17 protein-coding genes are annotated in these 21,742 nt (G+C 72.7%); 11 read left to right on the forward strand and 6 right to left on the reverse strand.

Annotation, left to right across the window (positions count from 1 at the left end):
* Window positions 1-111 precede the first annotated feature (111 nt).
* Both OHA03_RS11595 and OHA03_RS11600 read right to left on the reverse strand, forming a co-directional pair.
* Complete coding sequence (locus OHA03_RS11595; protein ID WP_267008013.1) at window positions 112-3,318, reverse strand: sacsin N-terminal ATP-binding-like domain-containing protein; 3,207 nt, start codon at window positions 3,316-3,318, stop codon at window positions 112-114.
* Window positions 3,319-3,605: 287 nt separating this feature from the next.
* Complete coding sequence (locus tag OHA03_RS11600; protein ID WP_267003376.1) at window positions 3,606-4,541, reverse strand: DUF3027 domain-containing protein; 936 nt, start codon at window positions 4,539-4,541, stop codon at window positions 3,606-3,608.
* Between the two features lie 403 nt (window positions 4,542-4,944).
* Between OHA03_RS11600 and OHA03_RS11605 the strand changes: the two genes are divergently transcribed.
* From OHA03_RS11605 to OHA03_RS11620, 4 genes are read left to right on the forward strand one after another with little or no spacing between them, the layout of a single operon-like run.
* A complete protein-coding gene (locus OHA03_RS11605) occupies window positions 4,945-6,375 on the forward strand; it encodes an MFS transporter (protein ID WP_267003378.1) in 1,431 nt (476 codons plus the stop codon).
* 27 nt (window positions 6,376-6,402) lie between these two features.
* Complete coding sequence (locus OHA03_RS11610) at window positions 6,403-6,882, forward strand: DUF2771 domain-containing protein (RefSeq protein WP_267003380.1); 480 nt, start codon at window positions 6,403-6,405, stop codon at window positions 6,880-6,882.
* Between the two features lie 29 nt (window positions 6,883-6,911).
* Window positions 6,912-7,646: a futalosine hydrolase gene (locus OHA03_RS11615; RefSeq protein ID WP_267003382.1), complete on the forward strand. Its 735-nt coding sequence runs from the start codon at window positions 6,912-6,914 to the stop codon at window positions 7,644-7,646.
* Window positions 7,630-8,496 (forward strand): 1,4-dihydroxy-6-naphthoate synthase, encoded by an 867-nt coding sequence (locus OHA03_RS11620; protein WP_267003384.1) that lies wholly within the window; start codon window positions 7,630-7,632, stop codon window positions 8,494-8,496. Before OHA03_RS11615 ends, OHA03_RS11620 begins: the two co-directional genes overlap by 17 nt.
* Before the next feature lie 54 nt (window positions 8,497-8,550).
* On the opposite strand, the gene OHA03_RS47805 is transcribed toward OHA03_RS11620, so the two are convergent.
* On the reverse strand, window positions 8,551-8,934 hold the full coding sequence (locus OHA03_RS47805) for a cold-shock protein (protein ID WP_030926546.1): 384 nt from the start codon (window positions 8,932-8,934) through the stop codon (window positions 8,551-8,553).
* A gap of 197 nt (window positions 8,935-9,131) precedes the next feature.
* Here OHA03_RS47805 and OHA03_RS11630 point away from each other — a divergent pair, with 197 nt between their 5' ends.
* Window positions 9,132-9,365, forward strand: a complete 234-nt coding sequence (locus OHA03_RS11630) for a hypothetical protein (protein ID WP_267003386.1) — start codon at window positions 9,132-9,134, stop codon at window positions 9,363-9,365.
* 44 nt (window positions 9,366-9,409) lie between these two features.
* Here OHA03_RS11630 and OHA03_RS11635 read toward each other — a convergent pair whose 3' ends face one another.
* The gene (locus OHA03_RS11635) at window positions 9,410-10,027 is read right to left on the reverse strand and encodes an HAD family hydrolase (protein WP_267003388.1); all 618 of its coding nucleotides are present in this window, start codon (window positions 10,025-10,027) and stop codon (window positions 9,410-9,412) included.
* A 146-nt stretch (window positions 10,028-10,173) separates the two neighbouring features.
* Between OHA03_RS11635 and OHA03_RS11640 the strand changes: the two genes are divergently transcribed.
* From OHA03_RS11640 to OHA03_RS11650, 3 genes are read left to right on the forward strand one after another with little or no spacing between them, the layout of a single operon-like run.
* A complete protein-coding gene (locus tag OHA03_RS11640) occupies window positions 10,174-11,184 on the forward strand; it encodes an iron ABC transporter permease (protein WP_267003390.1) in 1,011 nt (336 codons plus the stop codon).
* On the forward strand, window positions 11,181-12,257 hold the full coding sequence (locus OHA03_RS11645) for an iron chelate uptake ABC transporter family permease subunit (protein ID WP_267003392.1): 1,077 nt from the start codon (window positions 11,181-11,183) through the stop codon (window positions 12,255-12,257). The genes OHA03_RS11640 and OHA03_RS11645 overlap by 4 nt, the downstream gene beginning before the upstream one ends.
* A complete protein-coding gene (locus OHA03_RS11650) occupies window positions 12,254-13,105 on the forward strand; it encodes an ABC transporter ATP-binding protein (protein WP_267003394.1) in 852 nt (283 codons plus the stop codon). The genes OHA03_RS11645 and OHA03_RS11650 overlap by 4 nt, the downstream gene beginning before the upstream one ends.
* A 294-nt stretch (window positions 13,106-13,399) precedes the next feature.
* Here the strand turns inward: OHA03_RS11650 and OHA03_RS11655 are convergent, their stop codons facing one another.
* Window positions 13,400-14,503, reverse strand: a complete 1,104-nt coding sequence (locus OHA03_RS11655; RefSeq protein ID WP_267003396.1) for a hypothetical protein — start codon at window positions 14,501-14,503, stop codon at window positions 13,400-13,402.
* 76 nt (window positions 14,504-14,579) lie between these two features.
* Here OHA03_RS11655 and OHA03_RS11660 point away from each other — a divergent pair, with 76 nt between their 5' ends.
* Window positions 14,580-17,036 (forward strand): helicase C-terminal domain-containing protein, encoded by a 2,457-nt coding sequence (locus tag OHA03_RS11660; protein ID WP_267003398.1) that lies wholly within the window; start codon window positions 14,580-14,582, stop codon window positions 17,034-17,036.
* Window positions 17,037-17,261: 225 nt separating this feature from the next.
* Complete coding sequence (locus OHA03_RS11665) at window positions 17,262-18,905, forward strand: DNA repair helicase XPB (protein ID WP_267003400.1); 1,644 nt, start codon at window positions 17,262-17,264, stop codon at window positions 18,903-18,905.
* A 100-nt stretch (window positions 18,906-19,005) separates the two neighbouring features.
* Here OHA03_RS11665 and OHA03_RS11670 read toward each other — a convergent pair whose 3' ends face one another.
* Window positions 19,006-19,233 (reverse strand): hypothetical protein, encoded by a 228-nt coding sequence (locus tag OHA03_RS11670; RefSeq protein WP_267003402.1) that lies wholly within the window; start codon window positions 19,231-19,233, stop codon window positions 19,006-19,008.
* Between the two features lie 398 nt (window positions 19,234-19,631).
* Here OHA03_RS11670 and OHA03_RS11675 point away from each other — a divergent pair, with 398 nt between their 5' ends.
* Window positions 19,632-21,725, forward strand: coding sequence for a UvrD-helicase domain-containing protein (locus OHA03_RS11675; RefSeq protein WP_267003404.1), 2,094 nt, complete (start codon window positions 19,632-19,634; stop codon window positions 21,723-21,725).
* The last annotated feature ends 17 nt before the right edge of the window (window positions 21,726-21,742 follow it).

A 21,742-nucleotide genomic window follows, 5' to 3' on the forward strand; every position in this document is an offset into this window, starting at 1 on the left:
GTGAAGCCTGGTGGCTTCGTGGACGAGATCGATGAGGCGGGTGAACGGTTGTACGGCCGGGGAGAATCTTTACGTATGCGTGACCGGGCCCTGGCAATTGGGCCCGCGCCGTCAGTCGAACCAGCGGTCCCGGGCCAGTTCCTCCGTACGCGACAAGTCCTCCAGCAGCGCGGCGACCTCGAAGCGCCGCGGCCACTGACCGGCCGCCCACGCCAGGCCCGCCGCGACGCCCTCGAGCGTCGACGCGTGGACGACCCCGTCCGAGGTACGGCGCCAGTCCAGTTCGACGCCGCCCGCGCGGAGTTCGCCGTGTTCGATGTACGTGTCCGGGGTCCCGGCGCCGAGCAGGACCCGTACCGGTTCCGGCACCTGGTGCTCCTCGCCCTCCGTCGTCACCTGCGCCTCGACGGTCTCGCCGAGCCGCCGCACCTGGAACAGCTCGGCCAACTCGGCGGCGCGCGCCGGGGCCACCGGCAGCAGCGGAAGACTGTCCGTCAGCGGCAGCAGATCGGGGGCGTCCGCGATCACCGCGTCCGCCGCGTCGACGATCCGCACCTCGCCGTCGACCACGGCCCGCAGCTCGTCGGGCAGTGTGACGTGTTCGGGGTCGAGATCGGCCAGGGCCGTGTACAGCTCGTGGAGTTGCACGGAACCGACCGGGCGGCCCTCGTCCGCGAGCCGGCCGAGGAGTTCGGCGGCACCGCCCGGCTCGTCGAGGAGCGCCGCGACCGACGTCCGTACGCCGAGCGCGCGCAGCACCTGGACGTCGTCGAAGCCGGCCGCGTCGGCGGAGTCGTACAGCCCGGACAGCCGCGGGTCGCTGCCCGCGGCCCGCAGACCCGCCGGGCGGCGGCCGTCGAGCACCGGGTGGTCGCGCAGCCACCAGGCGGTGTACGGACGCACGGACCGGGTCGTGCCGTCCGGGAGCAACACCCGCACCGGCTGCGTCAGTGCGTCGCGCAGCGGCGGGCGGGAGAGCAGGGCGAGCGCCTGCGGCCAGGCGTCGTCGTCGACGAGGTCGAGGTCCCGGACGGCGACGAGTTCGGTGGCGACCGGCGGCACAGGGGTGTCCGGCAGCTGGTCGAGGATGTCCTCGCACCACACGTCGACGGCGTCGAGCAGCCCCGCGTCGTCGGGTTCGGCGAAGTCACCTTCGCGCGGCTCCAGTTCGTCCGGGTCGAGGACGACATCGGTGGCGCGGACCAGTGCGAAGGTGGCCAGCACCCCGCAGGCGGTCAGCGGCTGCTCGCCCCAGCGCACGGCCAGTTCCTCGTCGCAGAGGGCGAGTTCGCCGTCGCGCATGATCTGTGCGAACGGGCTTCCCGGCAGCACGAGTTCACCGGCCGGAGCGGGTTCGCCCTCCTCGTCCGGGAGCGCGAGGGCGCCGAGCCAGGGTTCGTCGCCGGGCGACAGGTCTGCGTCGCGGACCAGCGTGAGGACGGTCTCCGCGAGCTCTTCGGCGTCCAGCGCGTCCTCGTCCCACACCTCGCCGGCGTCCAGCGAACCGGCGACGGCCGCGCGCACCTGCGGGGTCGTCAGCACGGCGCGCGGGGTGGCGGGCAGCGCGCCCAGCTTCTCCAGGAGCGGATGGGCGGCGTCCGGATGCGCGACCTTCAGGCCGAGCCGGGCCAGCCGGTCGAGAACGGGGCCGGTGAGCGCTTCGGGCAGCGGCAGCAGGACCTGACGGGGACCGATCGTGGTGCGCGGGGCCGCAATGCCGTCCGGCCCCTCCGTCGCCTGATCCACCGTCCCGGCCAGCGGCACCGGCAGTCCGGAGAGACGGTCCGGGTCGATGCCGGACAGGCTGTCGTACAGCCGCCGCCACCAGGCGGGATCGCGCTCCAGACCGGCGAGCCGGTCGATGGCCTCGGTCAGCGGCACCCTGGCCACCCCGAGCGTGCGCAGTTCGCTGCGGCGCTCAAGTCCCGCGGGCAGCAGGCACGGCAGCACCTCGGAGAGCACCTGGACGGTCTCGGCGCCGACCCCCTCCAGCACTTCGGCCTCGATGGGCCGCAGCGCGGTGGTGGCCTCGTGGGCGCTCTCCGGCTCCGCGTCCCAGGCGTCCCAGCGGTCCGGTTCGGCGGCGGTGTCGCGCGGGGCGGCGGCCTCCAGGAACGCGACGCGCGGCAGGCGTTCCAGGATCGCGCCGCGCAGCGCACCGTCCAGTTCGCCGCTGCCGAGCGGGCCGGGCACCAGGTCGATCGTTCCGACGCTCACCGGATGCCAGTCCGCGAGCAGTTCGGCGTAGGCGTCGGCCGCGCGCTGCACCAGGAAGTCGGTGAGCGGGCCGGGTGCGGGGTGGCGGCGGGTGGTGTCGAGCGGCAGCGACGCGATGAGCAGCGCGGGCACGCCGAGGGGTTCGTCGGTGGAGGTCGGGGCGTGGACGACGGGGGCGGTACGGGGGTAGACCGGCGCCCCGTCAATGTCCACGGGCACCGCCCAGGTCACCGACCAGTGCGGGCGCAGCCGTTCCTCAAGGGGGCGGTCGGCGAGCAGGGCCGGCTCGATCGGACCGTGGTGCGCGACCGTGCGCCAGCGGTTCCTGCCGTGCACGGAGTCGTCGACATGCGTGTACGGGCCGTGCTGGGAGTGGTGCAACGTCCGTACCCCGTCGGGGGTGTCGATGACGATCTCTTCGAGGCCGGGCAGCGTCAGGAGCAGCGCGTCGTCGACGGCGGCGAGCAGCCGGCCGACGAGGTCCTCGGCGACACCGTCGCGCAGCGGCAGGACGACGACCGTGTCGTACCCGTCCGGCGCGGTGCCCTCGGCGGGCAGCGGGAGACGGAGCAGCGGTACGTGACCGTCGCGGCGGCGGAGTTCGTCACCGAGGCCGGGGCTGCCGACGGCGGCCTGCCGGGCGAGGCCGCGGGCCTCGGCGAGGGACCAGCGGACCCCGCCGTGCCGGCCGACGACGGCGGGCTCGTCACTGACCGCGAGCACGGCGGCGAACCCGACACCGAACCTGCCGACGGCGGACTCGTGGCCCTCGCGCTTGGCGGAGGCCCGGAGCGTGCTGAGCGATTCGACGCCGGTGGCGTCGAGGGGGGCGCCGGTGTTGGCGGCGGCGAGGACGGCGTTCCCGGTGTCGCCGGGGTGCAGGGTGAGACGGAGACGGCCGGGGACGCCGGCGCGGGCGGCGGCGTCGGCGGCGTTCTGGGCGAGCTCGACGACGAGGCGGTCACGGTAGCCGCCGAGCGCGAGGTCCTCCTCGGCGTTGGCGTCCTCCCGGAACCGGGCGGGACCGGCGCCCCAGGCATCGAGCACCCCGCGCCGCAGCCGCGCCGTCCCGAACGGATCGGCCCCCTCGGTCGCATTCATGCTCACGCTCTGACTCCGCTCTGTCCGGTGACGCGTTATCCGTGTGCGGCGGGGAGTGCGGGTGCACCCGTGCCGTCAGTGTGCGCCCGAAGGTACCGCGAGCGGAAAGCCGGTGCGCCGAGCCCATGCGCCACGTTTTGTCCTCAAACGCCGGACACGCTCGAGTCAGGCCCCTCGAAGGGGTCCCCCATGCCCTTGGGGGAGATCGAGGACGAAGCGGTCACAGGACGAAGTGGTCACCGGGTGGCCGGGCACCGCAAGCCCGGATCCCCCGGCGACGAGGAGCGTCAGGAGTGGCCGAGGTCCTCCGACGGCGCATCCGGCTCCGCCGGAACCGACCCGCCGTCCCTCGCCGGGCGCAGCAGGTACTCGTCCACCTGCATCGTGTCCAGCGCGTGCGGCGCCGGCTTCGGCGGCTTCGGCATCACCGCGGCCTCCGAATGCCCACCGCACCCGTACGACAGCGAGACGACCCGCCCGTCCGCCGGGCTGAACTCGTTCGCGCACACCCCGAACGCCTGCCGCAGGGATCCCGCGATCGGCACCAGGAAGGCACACGTGTCACAGGACGCCGGTGCCGCCTGCGCCATCGGCGTCTTCGCGCCGAATGCCTCGTCCCACCGGTCGGCCGCCGCATGCAGCCCGTACCGGGACAGCACCCGCGCCCGCCGCATCCCGAGCTCTTCGGCGACCGCCGCGATCGAGCCGCGGTCCGTCGCCTCCGGGCGCGTCGTCAGCTCCGCGTCCTCCGCGTCGACGAGATCGGCCAGTTCCTCCGACATCTCGGAGACCACCGAGTTCGGCGGCGCCTCGTCCTCACCGGTGTACCCGGGCTCCAGCCGGAGATCCTCCGCCTCGGTGGGCAGCAGATCGCCGGGTCCCATGTCGCCGGGGCGCAGCCGTTCGCTCCACGGCACCCACTCGGGGGCGAGCAGCGCATCCGTCCCGGGCAGCAGTACCGCCTCGTCGAGCGTGACGTTCTTGGCGCGGGAGGCCCTGGCGACCGTCACCGCCCAGCGCCAGCCCCGGTAGCCGGGCTCCTTGCACTCGAAGTAGTGCGTGACGACCCGGTCCCCTTCGGAGACCAGCGCCACATGCTCACCGACCACTCCTGGCGCGGCGGCTTCCTCGGCCGCCGAGCGCGCGAGGTCTACCGCCTCGGCGCACAGGCGGTCGGGGGCAGGGGTACGGGCAGTACGGCTTCGCGTCGTAGCAGCACTCACAGGTCTCGCTTCTCTCCATACGCCGTCTCACGAGCGCGCCAGCAGATCCATCGATTTCGGCCATAACGGTTGCGGGCGGAGCGGACCTGGGGGCCGCGTCGACGTCCACACCCGTTGTGCCTGCCTCGGGCGCGCCTTCTGCTATCCATTCTGCGGGATCGCCGAGAGGCGCGCGGCCAAGAACAACCGCCGGTGGCGCGCTACGCACGCTACCCTCTCCGCCGCTCCCCGCCCACCTGCCCGTCCCAAACAAGGCCGTATCCACTGCCGTGTCCGTGTCAGAACGGACACGGCAGCGGCGGCTACGGGCGCCCGCGGCCCTCACTGGCCCGACAGGGCGGCGCTCATCGTGCCTCGCACCGTTCTCGGTTCGTTACCGGTGTGACTGGGGCACTATGACGGGGTGGCTTCCGCCAGGTCGCACGACGGGTCCGGCCCGCTCCGCAGGACGGGCCGGACGATCGGTCATGCCCTGCACGCGCCGTTCACCGGTACAGCGAAGGGCATCCGCAAGGCGACCCACGCCCACGGCGCCGGCGAATCCGGGCTCGGCAAACTGATCGAGCTGCATGCCGTGAACGGCGCGGGCGACGTGATGATCACCGTCGCGCTCGCCTCGACGGTGTTCTTCTCCGTGCCGACGGACGAGGCCCGCGGGCGCGTCGCCCTCTATCTCGCCGTCACGATGGCGCCCTTCACACTCCTCGCCCCCGTCATCGGCCCGCTCCTGGACCGCCTGCCGCACGGCCGCCGCGCCGCGATGGCGGGCGCCATGCTGGCCCGGGCGCTGCTGGCACTCACCATGTCCAGCGCGGTCGCCACGGGCGGTCTGGAGCTGTATCCGGCAGCGCTGGGCGTCCTGGTCTCCTCGAAGGCGTACGGGGTCGTACGCAGCGCGGTCGTGCCGCGCCTGCTGCCACCCGGTTTCTCCCTGGTGAAGGCGAACTCCCGGGTCACCCTGGCCGGGCTGCTGGCCACCGGTGTGGCGGCGCCGATCGGGGCCGGGCTGCAGACCGTCGGATCCGGCTGGCCGCTGTACGGCGCGTGCGCGATCTTCATCGGCGGCACCGTGCTCGCCTTCACACTGCCGCGCAAGGTCGACTCGGCGAAGGGCGAGCGCCGGGCCCAGCTGGTCGAGCACCACGCCCCTCAGCCGTTGGCCAAACCGTCCAAGGCCAACGGAAAAAGGACCAACGGCAAGAAAGCCACCACGAGGTCCGGGGAGAAGGAGAAGCGGCCGGGGCTGCGGACCGTCGGGCCGTCCGTCCTGCACGGGCTCCAGGCGAACGCCGCGCACCGCGCCCTCTCCGGCTTCCTGATCTTCTTCCTGGCGTTCCTGCTGCGTGAGCAGCCGCTGGCCGGGCAGAGCGCCGCCGTCTCGCTCGGCATCGTCGGTGTCGCGGCCGGTGTCGGCAATGCCCTCGGTACGGCCATGGGCTCCTGGCTCCGGACCCGCGGCCCCGAGGTGATCATCGCCTCGGTGCTGGGGCTGGCGCTCGGCGTCTCCGTCCTCGCCGCGGTCTTCTTCTCCACCCTGATGGTCGCCGCGCTCAGTGCGATGGCGGGCTTCACCCAGGCTCTGTCCAAGCTGTCGCTGGACGCGATGATCCAGCGCGACGTGCCGGAGGAGGTACGGACCTCCGCGTTCGCCCGGTCCGAGACACTGCTGCAGATGGCCTGGGTGGTCGGCGGCGGCATCGGCATCTCTCTCCCCCTCAACGGCGTACTGGGGATGTCGGTCGCTGCGGGGATCCTCGCCCTGGGTGCGGCAGCCTCCGTACGGGGTCTGCTGAGCGCCGCGCGGCGCGGCTCGCCGCACCCCCGCGTGGCGTGAGCCGGGGCGACCGATAACCTTCGGCCCATGACCGTTGCGTTCTTCTCCGGTAAGGGCCGTCGTATCGGCGTCGCTCTTGGTGCCGTGTCCGCGGGACTCCTTGTCCTGTCCGCCTGCGACAAGCCGACGCCGCTCGCCACCGTGACGGTCGGCGACACCTCGGTGACCACCGAGGCGTCCTGCTACAACGACGGCGACGCCCTCAAGGACTCGCAGATCAAGACCTGCCTGAACAAGAAGGCGGAGAAGTCCGTCAAGGTCGCGATGGACGACAAGGTCCGCTTCGGCGTCGACCCTGAGATCGCGGACAAGGGCTGGACGCTCTTCATCAACGGCCAGCAGGCCGAGCAGGAGCCCTACAAGAAGACCTACCGGTCCATCCCGGGCAGCGCCTTCTTCTCCAGCCAGACCGGCGGGACCACGAACAAGACGCAGATCAGCATCGTGGAGACCGACGGCAAGAAGCTCACCGGCATCTGGCACTTCGAGCTCAAGAAGACCGACTGATCCCCTCCTGACCTGGGAGGGCCCTCCCCGTGCGTGTGCTTGTCGTGACCGCTGTCCCGGTGGAACGGGACGCGGTCACGCGTGCGTTCACGGACAGACCGCAGGTCCTCGATGTGCCCGGCGCCGAGCTGCACCGCGTCGGCGCCCTCGATGTCGTCGCGGGCGGCGCGGGTCCGGCTTCCGCGGCCGCCGCGGCCGCCTTCGCCCTGGCCTCGGGGGCCGGGGCGGGGGTCGGTCCCGGAGCCGGGGCGGGACCGTACCGCCTGGTCGTCTCGGCCGGGATCGGCGGCGGGTTCGCGCCCGACGCCCCCGTCGGTTCCCTCGTCGTGGCGAGCGGGATCGTCGCCGCCGATCTGGGCGCCGAGACCCCCGACGGCTTCGTGCCCGTCACCGCCCTGGGCTTCGGACGGGAACGGTTCGTGCCGCCGCCCGACCTGGTACGGGACGTGGCCGCGGCCACCGGCGCGCTGACCGGCGAGGTCCTCACCGTCTCCACCGTGACCGGCAGCGCCGGACGCGCAGCCGCCCTGCGCACCGCCCACCCGCACGCCGTCGCCGAGGCCATGGAGGGCTTCGGGGTCGCCGAGGCCGCCGAGCGGCTGCACGTACCGGTGCTGGAGATCCGGGCCGTCTCGAACGCCGTCGGCCCGCGCGACCGGGACGCCTGGCGCATCGGCGACGCGCTGACCGCGCTCACCGAGGCGTTCGGGAAGCTCACCCCCGTACTGGAAGGCTGGACCACCCCCCATGACCGACACCGCTGACACCACCGGCGACGCCCTGCGCATCGCCTTCTCGCCGTGCCCGAACGACACGTTCGTCTTCGACGCCTGGGCGCACGGCCGGGTCCCCGGCGCGCCCGCCCTCGATGTCACGTTCGCCGACATCGACCTCACCAACGGCATGGCCGAGCGCGGCGAGCTGGACGTACTGAAGGTGTCGTACGCGGTGCTGCCCTGGGTCCTGGAGGAGTACGCGCTGCTGCCCTGCGGCGGGGCGCTGGGGCGCGGCTGCGGGCCGCTCGTCCTGACGAAGGAGCCGGGTGCGGATCTGACGGGGAAGACCGTCGCCGTGCCGAGCGAGCGCTCGACCGCCTATCTGCTGTTCCGGCTCTGGGCGGCGGATGTCGTCCCGGGGGACGTCGGCGAGATCGTCGTCATGCCGTTCGACGAGATCATGCCCGCCGTACGGGACGGGAAGGTGGACGCCGGTCTCGTCATCCACGAGGCGCGGTTCACCTACCGGAACTACGGTCTGCACAGCCTCGCCGACATGGGCGAGCACTGGGAGTTGACGACCGGCCTGCCGATCCCGCTCGGCGCGATCATCGCCAAGCGGTCGCTGGGCGCCGAGAAGCTGAAGGCGCTGGCCGAGTCGGTGCGTACATCGGTCCGGATGGCCTGGGACGACCCGGAGGCGTCGCGGCCGTACGTGCTGGAGCACGCCCAGGAGATGGACCCGGCCGTGGCCGACCAGCACATCGGGCTGTACGTCAACGAGTTCACCGCCGACCTCGGCGAGAACGGCTACGCGGCGATCCGCGGACTGCTGACCCGCGCGGCGGCCGAGGGGCTGGTGCCGCCCCTCGGCCCGGACGCGCTGTCGTTCGTCTGACGATGCCGGGCGCCGGCCGACCGGCGACAGACTGCCCAGCCTGTCGCCGGTCCGCTATACGTCGAGCTGGTCGGCCACCGCGCGCAGCAGGCCGCCGATCTGCTTGCCGGCCGCCTTGTCGGGGTAACGGCCCCGCTCCAGCATCGGCGTGATGTTCTCCAGCAGCGTCGTCAGATCCTGCACGATCGATGCCAGTTCGTCCGGCTTGCGGCGCTGGGCGGCCGCGACGGACGGCGTCGGGTCCAGAATCGTCACCGACAGCGCCTGGTCTCCGCGCTGACCTGCCACGACGCCGAATTCGACGCGCTGGCCGGGCTTGAGGGCGTCGACTCCGTCAGGGAGCACCGACGAGTGCACGAACACGTCGCCACCGTCGTCGCGGGAAAGGAAGCCGAAGCCCTTCTCGCTGTTGAACCATTTGACCTTGCCAGTCGGCAAAGCACGCACCCCATCTCAACCCGTATGCCGGAACCAAGCCTCAGCAGGTCAGGCCGGACCATGGTCGTGCTCCCCTGCTGGCAGAAGCCTCCACAGGTGCAGTACCCCTCGTCAAGCCTGGTCATCCGGACTGTGTCCAGAAACGGCGCACTACGGGTGAAGAGGGGTTCTTCCGGGGTGGGAACTACCCTTGCGGGGTGAGTACTCCTCCTTCTGCAGGCGACCGGCTCGTCCGGGTCGGCGCGATCGTCTTCTTCATCGGGGCGCTGGCCACGCTGGTCACGGTGGCCCCGCTGTTCCTCGGGACCGACCCGTTCCCGTCCATCGCGTATGCGGTGTGCATGTTGATGGGGGTGGGATTCCTGATCGCGGCGGCAGGCGTGGTCCGGTCGGCGTGGGCAGGGTCTCCGAAGCGGGACGCCACGCGGTAGAGCGAAAGCGGGCGTGACGGGTGGGGCGATCCTCCGGGCAGCCCCTACGCGGCCCGGTAGGTGTCCAGCCAGGCCGGGAACTCCGTCAGGTTCCGCAGGATCACATCCGCGCCCGCCGCTCGCAGTTCGTCCGCGTCGCACGGGCCCGTGGTGACCGCCACCGACAGCGCCTGTGCCGTGCGGGCGCCGCGTACGTCCCCGGTGTGGTCGCCGACATACACCTGCGCGCCGTGCTCGCGCAGCGCCCGCGCCTTTCCCTCCGCCCACAGGCCGCCGACGATCTCGTCGGCCTCGATCCCGAGATGCGCCAGGTGGAGCCTGGCGTTCGGCTCGTACTTCGCCGTGACGACGATCGTCCGGCCGCCCCGCTCGCGGATCGCGGCGACGGACTCCCGGGCGCCGGGCAGCGCCGGGGTCGGGGTGATGGCGTGCGTGGGATAGATCTCCCGGTAGCGGTCGGCCGTGGCGGCCAGGGTGTCCGCCGGGAACCAGTTCGCCAGTTCGTCCTCCAGCGGCGGACCGAGCCTGCTGACCACCAGATCGGCGTCGATCGGCCTCCCCGTCTCCGCGGAAAGCGCCTGGTAGGCGGCCTTGATGCCGGGCCGGGAGTCGATGAGCGTCATATCGAGGTCGAAGCCGACCGTCAGGGGGTGCGAAGCCATGGCTCCCATTGTGCCGAGGTCACGGATCCGCCCCTCGCCCTCCGGGCCCCATGACGCCCCGCCTAGACTAAGCCAAGCCTTACCTGGCTGTGCCGGCCCTGCGTGGCGGCACAGAGCCAGGTCGTCCAGTTTGCCGATTGGGTCCGATGTCAGCCGCCGCACCTCGCCGCCACAGACGCGCTCTCGCGACGGCGACGGCCGTCCTGGCGCTGCTGGTGGCCGTACTGCTCAGCCTTGCCGTGGGCGCGCGCACCATCGCGCCGTCCGCGGTGCTCGACGCCCTGCTGCACGGCGGGCACTCCGACGCCGCCGAAGTGATTCGCCAGTTGCGGGTGCCGCGCACCCTGATCGGGCTGATGGTCGGTGCGGCGCTGGCCCTCGCGGGCACGGTGCTCCAGGGCATCACCCGTAACCCCATCGCCGACCCCGGCATCCTCGGCATCAGCCAGGGCGCCTCGGTCGGCGTGGTGCTGGCCATCGCGTACGCGGGGATCCACACGCTGACCGGGTACGTCTGGTTCGCGTTCGCAGGGGCAGCCGTCGCGTCCGTCGCCGTGTACGCGATCGCGTCACGTGGGCGCGGCGGCGCGACGCCGGTGAAGCTCGCGCTGGGCGGCGCCGCGATCAATGCGCTGCTGGTGTCCGTGACGATGGCGGTGCTGACGACGAAGGCGTCCGCACTCGACGAGTTCCGCTTCTGGCAGGTCGGTTCGATCGCCGGGCGGGAGGCCGAGGTGGCGCAGCAGATCTGGCCGTTCCTGCTCGTCGGCACGCTGCTCGTGCTGTCCGTGGCACGAGGCCTCGACGCGCTGGCGCTGGGCGAGGACGTGGCGAAGGGGCTGGGGCAGAAGGTCGCGACGGTACGGATCGTCGGCGGCGTCGGGGCCACCGTGCTGACCGGGGTCGGGGTGGCCGCGGCCGGGCCGATCGCGTTCATCGGGCTGGCCGTCCCGCACATCGCACGCGCGATCGTCGGCAGCGACCACCGGTGGGTACTGCCGATGGCGGCGCTGATCGGCCCCGTGATGCTGCTGGTCTCGGACGTCATCGGCCGGATCGTCTTCCCTCCGAGCGAGGTCCCGGCGGGCGTGATGACGGCGCTGATCGGGGTGCCGTTCCTGGTCGCACTGGTACGTCGGAAGGCGGTCCCGGCATGAGCGGCACCCTCACCCGGACCCCGGTCCGGCCCGCCGGGTACAGCGTCGTACGGATCGGGGCGCGCGGGCGGTTCCTGCTGCACCGGCGTGCGGCCGTCGCCGCGACGGCCCTCGTCGTACTGCTGGCGGTCGTCTGCGTCGCGTACCTCTGTGCCGGCGAGAGCTTCGTCGCACCCTCCGAGGTCGTGAAGGTGATCCTCGGGCAGCCGTCGCCGTACGAACTGGTCGTCGGGACGCTGCGGCTGCCGCGCATGGTCGTCGGTCTGCTCGTCGGCGCGGCCTTCGGGATCGCCGGGGCGCTGATCCAGACGGTGGCCCGCAATCCGCTGGCCAGCCCCGACATCATCGGCATCAGCCAGGGTGCGGGCGCGCTCACGGTCGGCGCGATGACGTTCGGCGTCACCTCGTACACCGTGCTGCCGTATCTGTCGGTCATCGGCGGAGTCGCGGCGGCGGCGCTCGTCTACGTCTTCGCATGGCGCGGCGGGCTGCACGCCACACGGTTCGTCCTCATCGGCATCGGCTTCGCCATCGCGCTGCGGTCCGTCACCACACTGTTCCTGACCAAGGGCGACTATCTGGTCGCCCAGCAGGCGCAGATCTGGATGACGGGTTCGCTGAACGGCCGCGGCTGGAACGAAGTGGCGCCGATCGGCTGGACGCTGCTCGCGCTCGTACCGGCCGTCGCGTGGGCGGCTCGCGCGCAGCGCACCGTGTCGATGGACGACGACACCGCGACCGCGCTGGGGGTACGGCTGGGCCGGGTGCGCCTGGGGCTCGTCGCGCTCGGTGTGATCCTGGCGTCCGTGGCGACGGGGACGGCCGGGCCGGTCGACTTCGTGGCGCTGCTCGCCCCGCAGATCGCCCGCCGCATGACACGTACCGCACAGATCCCGCTGCTGTGCTCGGCGCTGCTCGGCGCGGTGATCGTCGTCTTCGCCGATCTGCTGGCGCGCAAACTCTTCTCGCCCACCGAGCTGCCGGTGGGTGTGCTGACGGCGGCGGTCGGCGCCCCGTATCTGATCTGGCTGATCATCCGCGGTCACGGTGGCCGCAATGGAGGCAAGGCATGAGCTCGACCCGTACGTCCGATGCCGTCGCCGAGGCGACGACCGGCCGGCTCACCGCGCGCCGGCTGACCCTCGCCTACGAGGACCGCACGGTCGTGCACGAGCTGGACCTCACCGTTCCCGACGGCCGGGTGACGGTCATCGTCGGCCCGAACGCATGCGGCAAGTCGACCACCCTGCGCGCGCTGGGCCGGCTGCTCAAGCCGCGCGGCGGCGCCGTACTCCTCGACGGTACGGAGCTGTCCCGGATCCCCACCAAGAAGATCGCCCAGTCCATAGGACTGCTGCCGCAGACTCCGGTCGCGCCCGAGGCGATCACCGTCTCCGACCTCGTAGCCCGCGGCCGTCAGCCGCATCAGCACTGGTGGCAGCAGTGGTCGGAGGAGGACGAGCGGGCCGTCACCGATGCCATGGACCGTACGGACATCACGGCGCTCGGCGACCGGTCGGTGGACGAACTGTCGGGCGGTCAGCGGCAGCGGGTCTGGATCGCGATGGCGCTGGCCCAGGAGACGGATCTGCTGCTGCTCGACGAGCCGACGACGTACCTCGACATCTCGCACCAGGTGGAAGTTCTCGACCTGGTGCGCCAGCTCGCCGCCCCGGCGGCGGACGGCAGCCGCGGCCGGACGGTCGTCACCGTGCTCCACGATCTGAACCAGGCCGCGCGGTACGCGGACCACCTGGTCGCGATGAAGGCGGGCCGGATCGTCGCCGAGGGCCACCCGGCGGACATCGTCACCGCGGAGCTCGTACGCGAGGTGTTCGGCCTGGAGGCAGTGATCGTCCCGGACCCGGTGACGGGTTCGCCCCTGGTCGTGCCGGGCGCCCCCTGGACCCCGCCGTCCTGAGCCCCCACACCGGGCCGCGGGCGCGAGTGATGCCCGGGTGGGGCCGTGCAGGGGTGTCCCCGCAGGGACTGGCGCACGTGCCGGGTTCGTCCGCGTCGACGGCTTCCGCGCCAGTTCTGAGGAGACACCCCGGAGGGGCACCGCCCACCACTCCCCGGGCAGAGGCACCGGCGCCCACCCGGTGCCGGCACCCCTTCAAGCCCGTCCGGCGCTTGAGGACGGAACCGCCCACCCCGTGGACCCGAACCCGCCCGGACAAAACCGGCAGCCGGACACCGGCACCAAGCCCCCCGCCTACCCCACCCGCCTCCGCGCCCGCCACACCAGGAACAGCGCAGACGTCACCGCCGCCGCCCGCACCACCACCGGCCACACCCCGCTCAGCGCCTCGCCCATCCCGTCCTCCGGGATCGGCTCGCCCCAGCGCCCGTCCATCCGCCCCCACAACCAGACCAGGCCGCCCGCCGCGACCGCCCCCGGCAGCCCCATCGCAGCCAGCTTGGCCTCCCTGCGCGAGAGCGTGCGTGAGCCGTACGCGAGCAGCCAGCCGCCCGCCAGGGCCACCCAGTACCCGGTCACCGCACCGGTGACCAGCAGCGCGGCGGCGAGCAGCAACAACGGGTGGGAGAACCGGAACCCCTTGTTCTCGTCGCGGGGTGTACGCCGACGCAGCCGCGGCCGCCACCGACCGCGCGGCGCGTCGTCCGCCTCACCGGCATCACCACCGTCGGAGCCGGCCCCGTCACCCTCAACGCCCTCGTCCGCATCCGCACCGGCCCCCTCCGCAGCCCCCTCCACCGGCGGCCGCGGTGGCCTCAACAGCTCGGGGATCTCCACCCCGCCCACGAACCCCGGCACCTCCACGCCGTCCCCGAACGGCCCGGACTCGATGCGCCACCAGTCGGGTTCGCTCCCGGACGCGCCCAGTTCGTCCGTCCCCGCCATGTGCGGCGGCGACGGCACCCGTTGGGCCGGCACATCGCCCCCCGAAATCCCCGAGGCCCCCGAGATCTCCGAGGCCCGAGAGGGCCCCGTCGCCCCCTCCGACGCGCCCTTGCGCGAACTCTCTTTCCGGAGCGTCCCTCTGCGCGGCCGGGGGATCCCCCGCGACTCCGGATCACCCGCATCCGGAGCCCCCGGCGCCCCCGGCAACGTCACCGTTCCGTCGGCCGACCGGGCCGCCGCGGCGACCAGTTCGTCCGGTGTGCCGAGCCGCCCGATGATGCGGCGCACCGCCGCCGGCGTGTCCGTGGCCTGGCTTCCGCGCTGCCGGTCGATCTCGGTGCGCAGTGCCGCCACGAGCCGCATCCGGGTGCCCGAGGACAGCTGTTGCTGCTGGGCCAGATCCCCGACCCGGCTCAGATAGTCGTAGACGAGCTGGTCGCTCTCGATCCCCACGCGATGGTTCCCCTCTGACCGGCCTGCACCGACGGTAGCGCCCTCGGGCCTGTCCGGAGCGACTACCGTGGGACGGATGGGGATGACCACACCACCGCGGACGCTCGCCGAAGCTCTGCGCGCCCGGGACGACGAGTCGTTGGCCGGGCTGCTCCGCGCCCGCCCCGATCTTCTGTCTCCGGTACCGAACGACATCACCCAGTTGGCGACGCGAGCCGGCACCCGGGCCTCTGTCGTACGCGCGCTGGAACACCTCGACCGGTTCGCCCTGCAGACCGCGGAGGCGCTTGCCGTCGCGCCCGATCCGGCCCCGTACGACACTCTGCTCGCCCTGCTCACCGGCGACGGCCAGGACGACGGCACGGCCCGCGACGATGCGGGTACGGCAATCCGGAGCGCGGCGCCCGGCGCCGTCGCGACCCTGCGCGAACAGGCCCTCGTCTGGGGCGAGAACGACCGGCTGCGGCTGGTGCGTACCGCGCGCGAACTCCTTGCCCCGTCCCCGCAGCACCCCTCCCCCACCGGGCTGGGGCCGACCGTCGCCGAGGCAACGGCCGGGATGTCGCCGGGCCGGCTCCAGGAGATCCTGGCGGCGGCCGGACTGCCCGCCACCCATGACCCGGTCTCCGCCGTGGCCTCCCTGTCCGCGCTCTTCACCGACCGCAGCAGGATGGGCGAGCTGCTCGACACCGCGCCGGTCGAGGCCCTGTCGGTGCTGGACCGGCTGGTGTGGGGCCCGCCGTACGGGGAGGTGACCCCGAACCCGACGCCGCCCGTGAAGTGGCTGCGCGACCGCGGGCTGCTGCTGCCCGTGTCGACGCGCACGGTCGTCCTGCCGCGCGAGGCGGCCCTGCACCTGCGGGCCGGGCGCGCCCACCGCGTACCGGAGCCGCTGCCGCCCGCCGTCGTGGCGGCCGCGACGCGCGATCCCCAGGCTGTGGACAGTGCGGCGGCGGGCCAGGCGTTCCTGGCGGTGTCCACCGTCGAGGAACTCCTGACGAGCTGGAACGGCGGCGGCCCACCGATACTGCGCGCCGGCGGCCTCAGCGTCCGCGAGCTGAAGCGGATCGCGGCCGTCCTCGACGTGTCCGAGCCGATCGCCGCGTTCTGGCTCGAACTCGCCTACGCGGCCGGACTGCTGGCCTCCGACGGCGAGGCCGACGAGCGGTATGCGCCGACGCCCGCCTACGACGACTGGACCGAACTCCCCGTCCAGGACCGCTGGGTGCACCTCGCCACAACCTGGCTCACCGCCACCCGCACCGCCGGCCTGGTCGGCGGCCAGGACGCCAAGGGCCGGGCCCTGTCCGCGCTCGGCCCCGAACTCGACCGCTCGGCCGCCCCCGAGGTACGCCACCGCATCCTGGCCCTGCTCGCCTCGCTGGACCCCGGCACCGCCCCGGACCCGGAGTCGCTGCTCGCCCGGCTCCGCTGGGAGCGGCCGCTGCGCGGCGCCTCCACGTCCGCCGGGAACACCACCGACCTGCGGTCCCGGATCGCCCTGTGGACGCTGAACGAGTCCGAACTCCTCGGCATCACCGGCCGTGGCGCGCTCTCCTCCCAGTCCCGCGCCCTGATCGACTCCGGCCCGGCGAAGGCTGCCGCGCTGCTCGCCCCGCTCATCCCGGAGCCCCTCGACCACGTCCTGCTCCAGGCCGACCTGACGGCCGTCGCGCCCGGCCCGCTGGAACGCCCCCTCGCCGACACGCTGTCCGTCCTCGCGGACATCGAATCGAAGGGTGGTGCGACGGTCTACCGGTTCACGCCGGGCTCCGTACGCCGTGCGCTGGACGCCGGACAGTCCGCGGCCGATCTGCACGCGTTCCTCGCCGCACACAGCCGTACGCCGGTCCCGCAGCCCCTCAGCTACCTCATCGACGACGTCGCCCGCCGTCACGGCCATCTGCGGATCGGCGCCGCTTCCGCGTACGTACGCTGCGACGACGAGGCCGTGCTCAACGAGATCCTCGCCGACAGGCGCTCGGCCACCCTGCGCCTGCGCCGCCTCGCACCGACGGCACTGGCCGCCCAGATCGACCCGGCGTCCCTGCTCGAAGGGCTGCGCGAGATGGGCTACGCCCCGGCCGCCGAGTCCGCCGAGGGCGACGTCCTGATCACCCGTGCGGGCATCCGCCGCACCCCGCCCCGTACCCCGCCCGCCCCTATCCCCGAAGGCCCGCCGGTGCCCGACGGAACGCTGCTGGGCGCGGCGGTACGGGCGATCCGCGCCGGGGACACGGCCGCGACGGTCGTCCACAAGGAGACGGACGGGACCGCCGCCACGGCCGGCTCACTGCCCCGCACGACGTCCGCGGAGACCCTCGCCACGGTCCAGGCGGCGGCGATGACGGGCTCCGCGGTGTGGATCGGGTACGTCAACGCGGAGGGCGCGGCCAGCCAGCGGGTCATCGCCCCGGTCCGGGTGGAGGGCGGTTTCGTGACGGCGTACGACCACACGGCGGACGAGGTCCGCACCTACCCGCTGCACCGGATCACCGGCGTCGCCGAACTGGCCGACGACGCCACCACCTGACCTCCCGGCCCAGCGGGACGGGCCACCGCCGGCGCGGCCGCTCCGGGGCCGTACGCCCGGCAGCGGCACGGGTCACCGCGGGCCGGGACACGTCCCGTACCCGCACGGCGAGCGAGTGGCCGGACATCCCGCTCGCCGCCACCTACGCGCCACCTACCTCGCATGGGGCACACTGGACGTTTGGCCGCACGGGCGGCCGCACCCCCGTAGAAAGGGCCGAGACGCGTGACCGGACCCCTCATCGTCCAAAGCGACAAGACCCTGCTCCTGGAAGTCGACCACGACCAGGCCGATGCCTGCCGTCGCGCGATCGCGCCCTTCGCGGAACTGGAGCGGGCGCCGGAACACATCCACACCTACCGGCTGACCCCCCTCGGGCTGTGGAACGCACGCGCCGCCGGGCACGACGCCGAGCAGGTCGTCGACGCGCTCGTGCAGTACTCGCGCTATCCGGTACCGCACGCACTGCTCGTCGACATCGCCGAGACGATGGCCCGGTACGGCCGCCTCACGCTCTCCAAGCATCCGGTCCACGGTCTGGTGCTGACCTCCACGGACCGGCCCGTTCTGGAGGAGATCCTCCGGTCGAAGAAGGTCCAGCCGCTGGTCGGGGCCCGGATCGACCCGGACACCGTGGCGGTGCACCCGTCCGAGCGCGGGCAGATCAAGCAGACCCTGCTGAAGCTGGGCTGGCCGGCCGAGGACCTGGCCGGGTACGTCGACGGCGAGGCGCACCCGATCGAGCTGGCCGAGGACGGCTGGGCACTGCGGCCGTACCAGAAGCAGGCCGTCGAGGGGTTCTGGCACGGTGGCTCCGGCGTCGTCGTACTCCCCTGCGGTGCGGGCAAGACACTGGTCGGGGCCGGTGCGATGGCGGAGGCCAAGGCGACCACGCTGATCCTGGTGACGAACACCGTCTCGGCCCGGCAGTGGAAGCACGAGCTGGTGAAGCGGACGTCGCTGACCGAGGACGAGATCGGCGAGTACAGCGGTACGCGCAAGGAGATCCGGCCGGTCACCATCGCCACGTACCAGGTGCTGACGACCCGCCGTAAGGGCGTCTATCCGCATCTGGAGCTGTTCGACTCCCGCGACTGGGGCCTGGTGATCTACGACGAGGTGCATCTGCTGCCCGCACCCGTCTTCAAGTTCACCGCCGACCTGCAGGCCCGGCGGCGGCTCGGCCTCACCGCGACGCTCGTCCGGGAGGACGGCCGCGAGTCGGACGTCTTCTCGCTGATCGGCCCCAAGCGGTTCGACGCGCCGTGGAAGGAGATCGAGGCGCAGGGCTACATCGCGCCTGCCGACTGTGTCGAGGTCCGGGTCAATCTGACGGACTCGGAGCGGCTGGCCTACGCGACCGCCGAGGCCGAGGAGAAGTACCGGTTCTGCGCGACGACCGCGACGAAGCGGAAGGTGACGGAGGCGCTGGTGCGCAAGCACCGGGGCGAGCAGACCCTCGTCATCGGGCAGTACATCGACCAGCTCGACGAGCTGGGCGAGCATCTGGACGCCCCGGTGATCAAGGGCGAGACGAGCAACGCACAGCGCGAGAAGCTCTTCGACGCGTTCCGCCAGGGCGAGCTCAGCGTCCTCGTCGTGTCGAAGGTCGCGAACTTCTCGATCGACCTGCCGGAGGCGACCGTCGCCATCCAGGTGTCCGGCACGTTCGGCTCACGGCAGGAGGAGGCACAGCGGCTCGGCCGGGTGCTGCGGCCGAAGGCGGACGGGCACGAGGCCCGGTTCTACTCGGTGGTCGCCCGCGACACGATCGATCAGGACTTCGCGGCACACCGCCAGCGGTTCCTGGCCGAGCAGGGGTACGCGTACCGGATCGTGGACGCGGACGAGCTGCTGACGGACAACTGAGCAGCTGAATCGAGCGCTCCACGCGCGGGGGCGGGGCTCCTCGCCTCCGTGCCGGATGCTCGTACCGGAGCGGTCGCGCGAACTCGTGGCCCCGCCGTACTCAGTGTTCGCGGCGTACGGATCGGTCGTGCTGTTCTCGATGCTCGCGGCGGAGGACGCCCGCCTCCTCCGCGTACTCGCCGAGGACGGCCACGCCGAACGCGGCGCGTGCGAAAACCTTCACAGCGCGCATGGCGTCGCCGATGTGGTGGGTGGGCGGGTGACCGGTGGCGGCCGTCGCGCCGTGCGCGGGGCCGGTCCCGTGTGGGTTCAGGCTGGCGGTGCTCATGTAATCCATGGTCCTGCGCCCGTGCCGTAAAGGCATCGGCCCGCGGGCGGAATCCCCGTGGTCTTCGCATAGGCCTCCGGTCGCATGCCGTCCCCTACGGGATGGGGCGGGGGCTGGACGGGGAAGGGACTGCGGGTGGGCCGGGCAGCTCAATTCGTTCGACCCCGCCGGTCGCGGTCGATACAATCGCCGGTCTGCCCGCCTCCCGCACCGTGGTACCGGCTCGTCGCCGGCAGCCGGGGGAGCGCCGCCGACCGGACGGAAACCGGCCGACAGTCGTACGTGCACCTGCGTGCGTACCCCGTGATCGATCCTCGAGCGGACCGCGTCGCCCCCTGCCCGTAACCGGGAGCGAGCTGCGGGCCGCCGTCCTGCGTTGAAAAGCCGGAGGCAACACCGTGCCCGCGCACGAACACGAAAGCGACACCACCACCACCGATCCGCTGGGTCGCGAGCGCGCCCATCTCGCGGCGTCCCGGGCCGCATTGCGCGCCATGCGTGAGGACGCCCAGGCGCTCGACATCCGCGATGTCACCGCGAACTGGGTCAACGCCGCCGTCCTGCAGGCCCAGATCGACGAACGCATCAAGTCGCTCGCCGACCTCTCCCACACCCCGCTCTTCTTCGGCCGCCTCGACTATCTGCACCCGGTCGGTGCCGAACAGGCCGAGGGCGCGGAGGGCGAGCAGTTCTACATCGGGCGGCGCCATGTCCATGACGCCGACGGCGATCCGATGGTCATCGACTGGCGTGCGCCCGTCTCGCAGCCGTTCTACCGGGCCTCGAAGAAGGACCCGCAGGACGTCGGACAGCGCCGCCGCTTCGGGTACACCGGCGGCGAGCTGACCGCGTACGAGGACGAGCACCTCAGCGACCCGACCGAGGCCGCGCAGACCAGCAAACTGCTCCAGGCGGAGATCGAGCGGCCGCGCGTCGGTCCGATGCGCGACATCGTGGCGACGATCCAGCCCGAGCAGGACGAGATCGTCCGCAGCGGGCTCGGCGGGACGGTCTGCGTGCAGGGAGGGCCCGGAACCGGCAAGACCGCCGTCGGCCTGCACCGGGTCGCGTATCTGCTTTACGCGCACCGCGAGCGGCTCGCCCGCACCGGCACGCTGGTCATCGGGCCGAACCGGTCGTTCCTCCACTACATCGAGCAGGTGCTCCCGGCCCTCGGTGAGCTGGAGGTGAAGCAGGCGACCGTCGACGATCTGGTGGCGGCGCATGTCGAGGTGCGGGGTACGGACGCGGCGGAGGCGGCCGTCGTCAAGGGTGACGCCCGGATGGCGGAGGTGCTGCGGCGGGCGATCCGTTCGCATGTGACGCTGCCGACGGAGCCGGTGATGGTGGTGCGCGGTTCGCGCCGCTGGCGGGTGCCCGCGTACGAACTGGAGGAGATGGTCACCGAGTTGCTGGCCCGCGACATGCGGTACGGAGCGGCACACGAGGCGCTTCCGCAGCGCATCGCGCACGCCGTCCTGGTACGGATGGAGGAGGCCGGGGAGGCCCCCGACGACCGGGTGCAGAACGCGGTGGCCCGCACTCCCGCGGTCAAGGCGGCCGTGAAGGCGATCTGGCCCGCCGTCGACCCGGCGAAGCTGGTGCTGCGACTGCTCTCCGACCCGGAGTTCCTGGCCGCGCACGCGGACGGGCTGCTCACCGAGGACGAGCAGAAGACGATCCTGTGGACGAAGCCGGCCCGGAGCGTGAAGTCGGTGAAGTGGTCGGCGGCGGACGCGGTGCTGATCGACGAGGCGAGCGATCTGGTGGCGCGTACCCACTCGCTCGGCCATGTCGTCCTCGACGAGGCGCAGGACCTCTCCCCCATGCAGTACCGGGCGGTGGGCCGCCGCTGCACGACAGGTTCGGCGACCGTGCTCGGCGACCTGGCACAGGGGACGACGCCGTGGTCGACGGAGAGCTGGGCGCAGGCGCTGCACCACCTGGGCAAGGCGGACGCGGTGGTGGAGGAGCTGACGGCGGGCTTCCGTGTGCCGAGGGAGGTCATCGCGTACGCGTCCCGGCTGCTGCCGGTGATCTCGCCGGGTCTCGCGGAGGTGGAGTCGGTACGTGAGTCGCCGGGTTCACTGGCGGTACGGGGAGTGGCCGGCCCGGCCGCTCTGGACGCGGCGGTGCTCGCGGCGTGCGAGGAGTCGCTGACGCAGGAGGGGTCGATCGGCCTGATCGCGGCGGACGCCCGGATCCCGGCGCTGGCGGAGGCGCTGACAGCGGCGGGGCACGCATATCTGTCCCCCGGCGAGGAGACGACGGCCGAGTCCCGGCTGACGCTGGTCCCGGCGTCGCTGGCGAAGGGGCTGGAGTACGACTATGTGGTGCTGGACGAGCCGGCGGCGGTGGTCGACGGCGAACCGGACGAACGCACGGGCCTGCGCCGGTTGTATGTGGCGCTGACCCGTGCGGTGTCGGGGTTGACGGTGGTGCACGCGGCGGGGTTGCCGGAGGCGCTCGGGGGTGCCGGGACCGCCCGGTAGCCGCCGGGCCTCAATCG

Origin of the sequence: Streptomyces sp. NBC_00154, assembly GCF_026342835.1 — a bacterium.
Classification (GTDB): domain Bacteria; phylum Actinomycetota; class Actinomycetes; order Streptomycetales; family Streptomycetaceae; genus Streptomyces.

Coding starts and splice junctions, on each gene's coding strand:
- OHA03_RS11595 (WP_267008013.1), bottom strand. CDS start 3,318: ATGAATGCGACCGAGGGGGCCGATCCGTTCGGGACGGCGCGGCTGCGG.
- OHA03_RS11610 (WP_267003380.1), top strand. CDS start 6,403: ATGACCGTTGCGTTCTTCTCCGGTAAGGGCCGTCGTATCGGCGTCGCT.
- OHA03_RS11620 (WP_267003384.1), top strand. CDS start 7,630: ATGACCGACACCGCTGACACCACCGGCGACGCCCTGCGCATCGCCTTC.
- OHA03_RS11635 (WP_267003388.1), bottom strand. CDS start 10,027: ATGGCTTCGCACCCCCTGACGGTCGGCTTCGACCTCGATATGACGCTC.
- OHA03_RS11640 (WP_267003390.1), top strand. CDS start 10,174: ATGTCAGCCGCCGCACCTCGCCGCCACAGACGCGCTCTCGCGACGGCG.
- OHA03_RS11645 (WP_267003392.1), top strand. CDS start 11,181: ATGAGCGGCACCCTCACCCGGACCCCGGTCCGGCCCGCCGGGTACAGC.
- OHA03_RS11650 (WP_267003394.1), top strand. CDS start 12,254: ATGAGCTCGACCCGTACGTCCGATGCCGTCGCCGAGGCGACGACCGGC.
- OHA03_RS11660 (WP_267003398.1), top strand. CDS start 14,580: ATGGGGATGACCACACCACCGCGGACGCTCGCCGAAGCTCTGCGCGCC.
- OHA03_RS11670 (WP_267003402.1), bottom strand. CDS start 19,233: ATGAGCACCGCCAGCCTGAACCCACACGGGACCGGCCCCGCGCACGGC.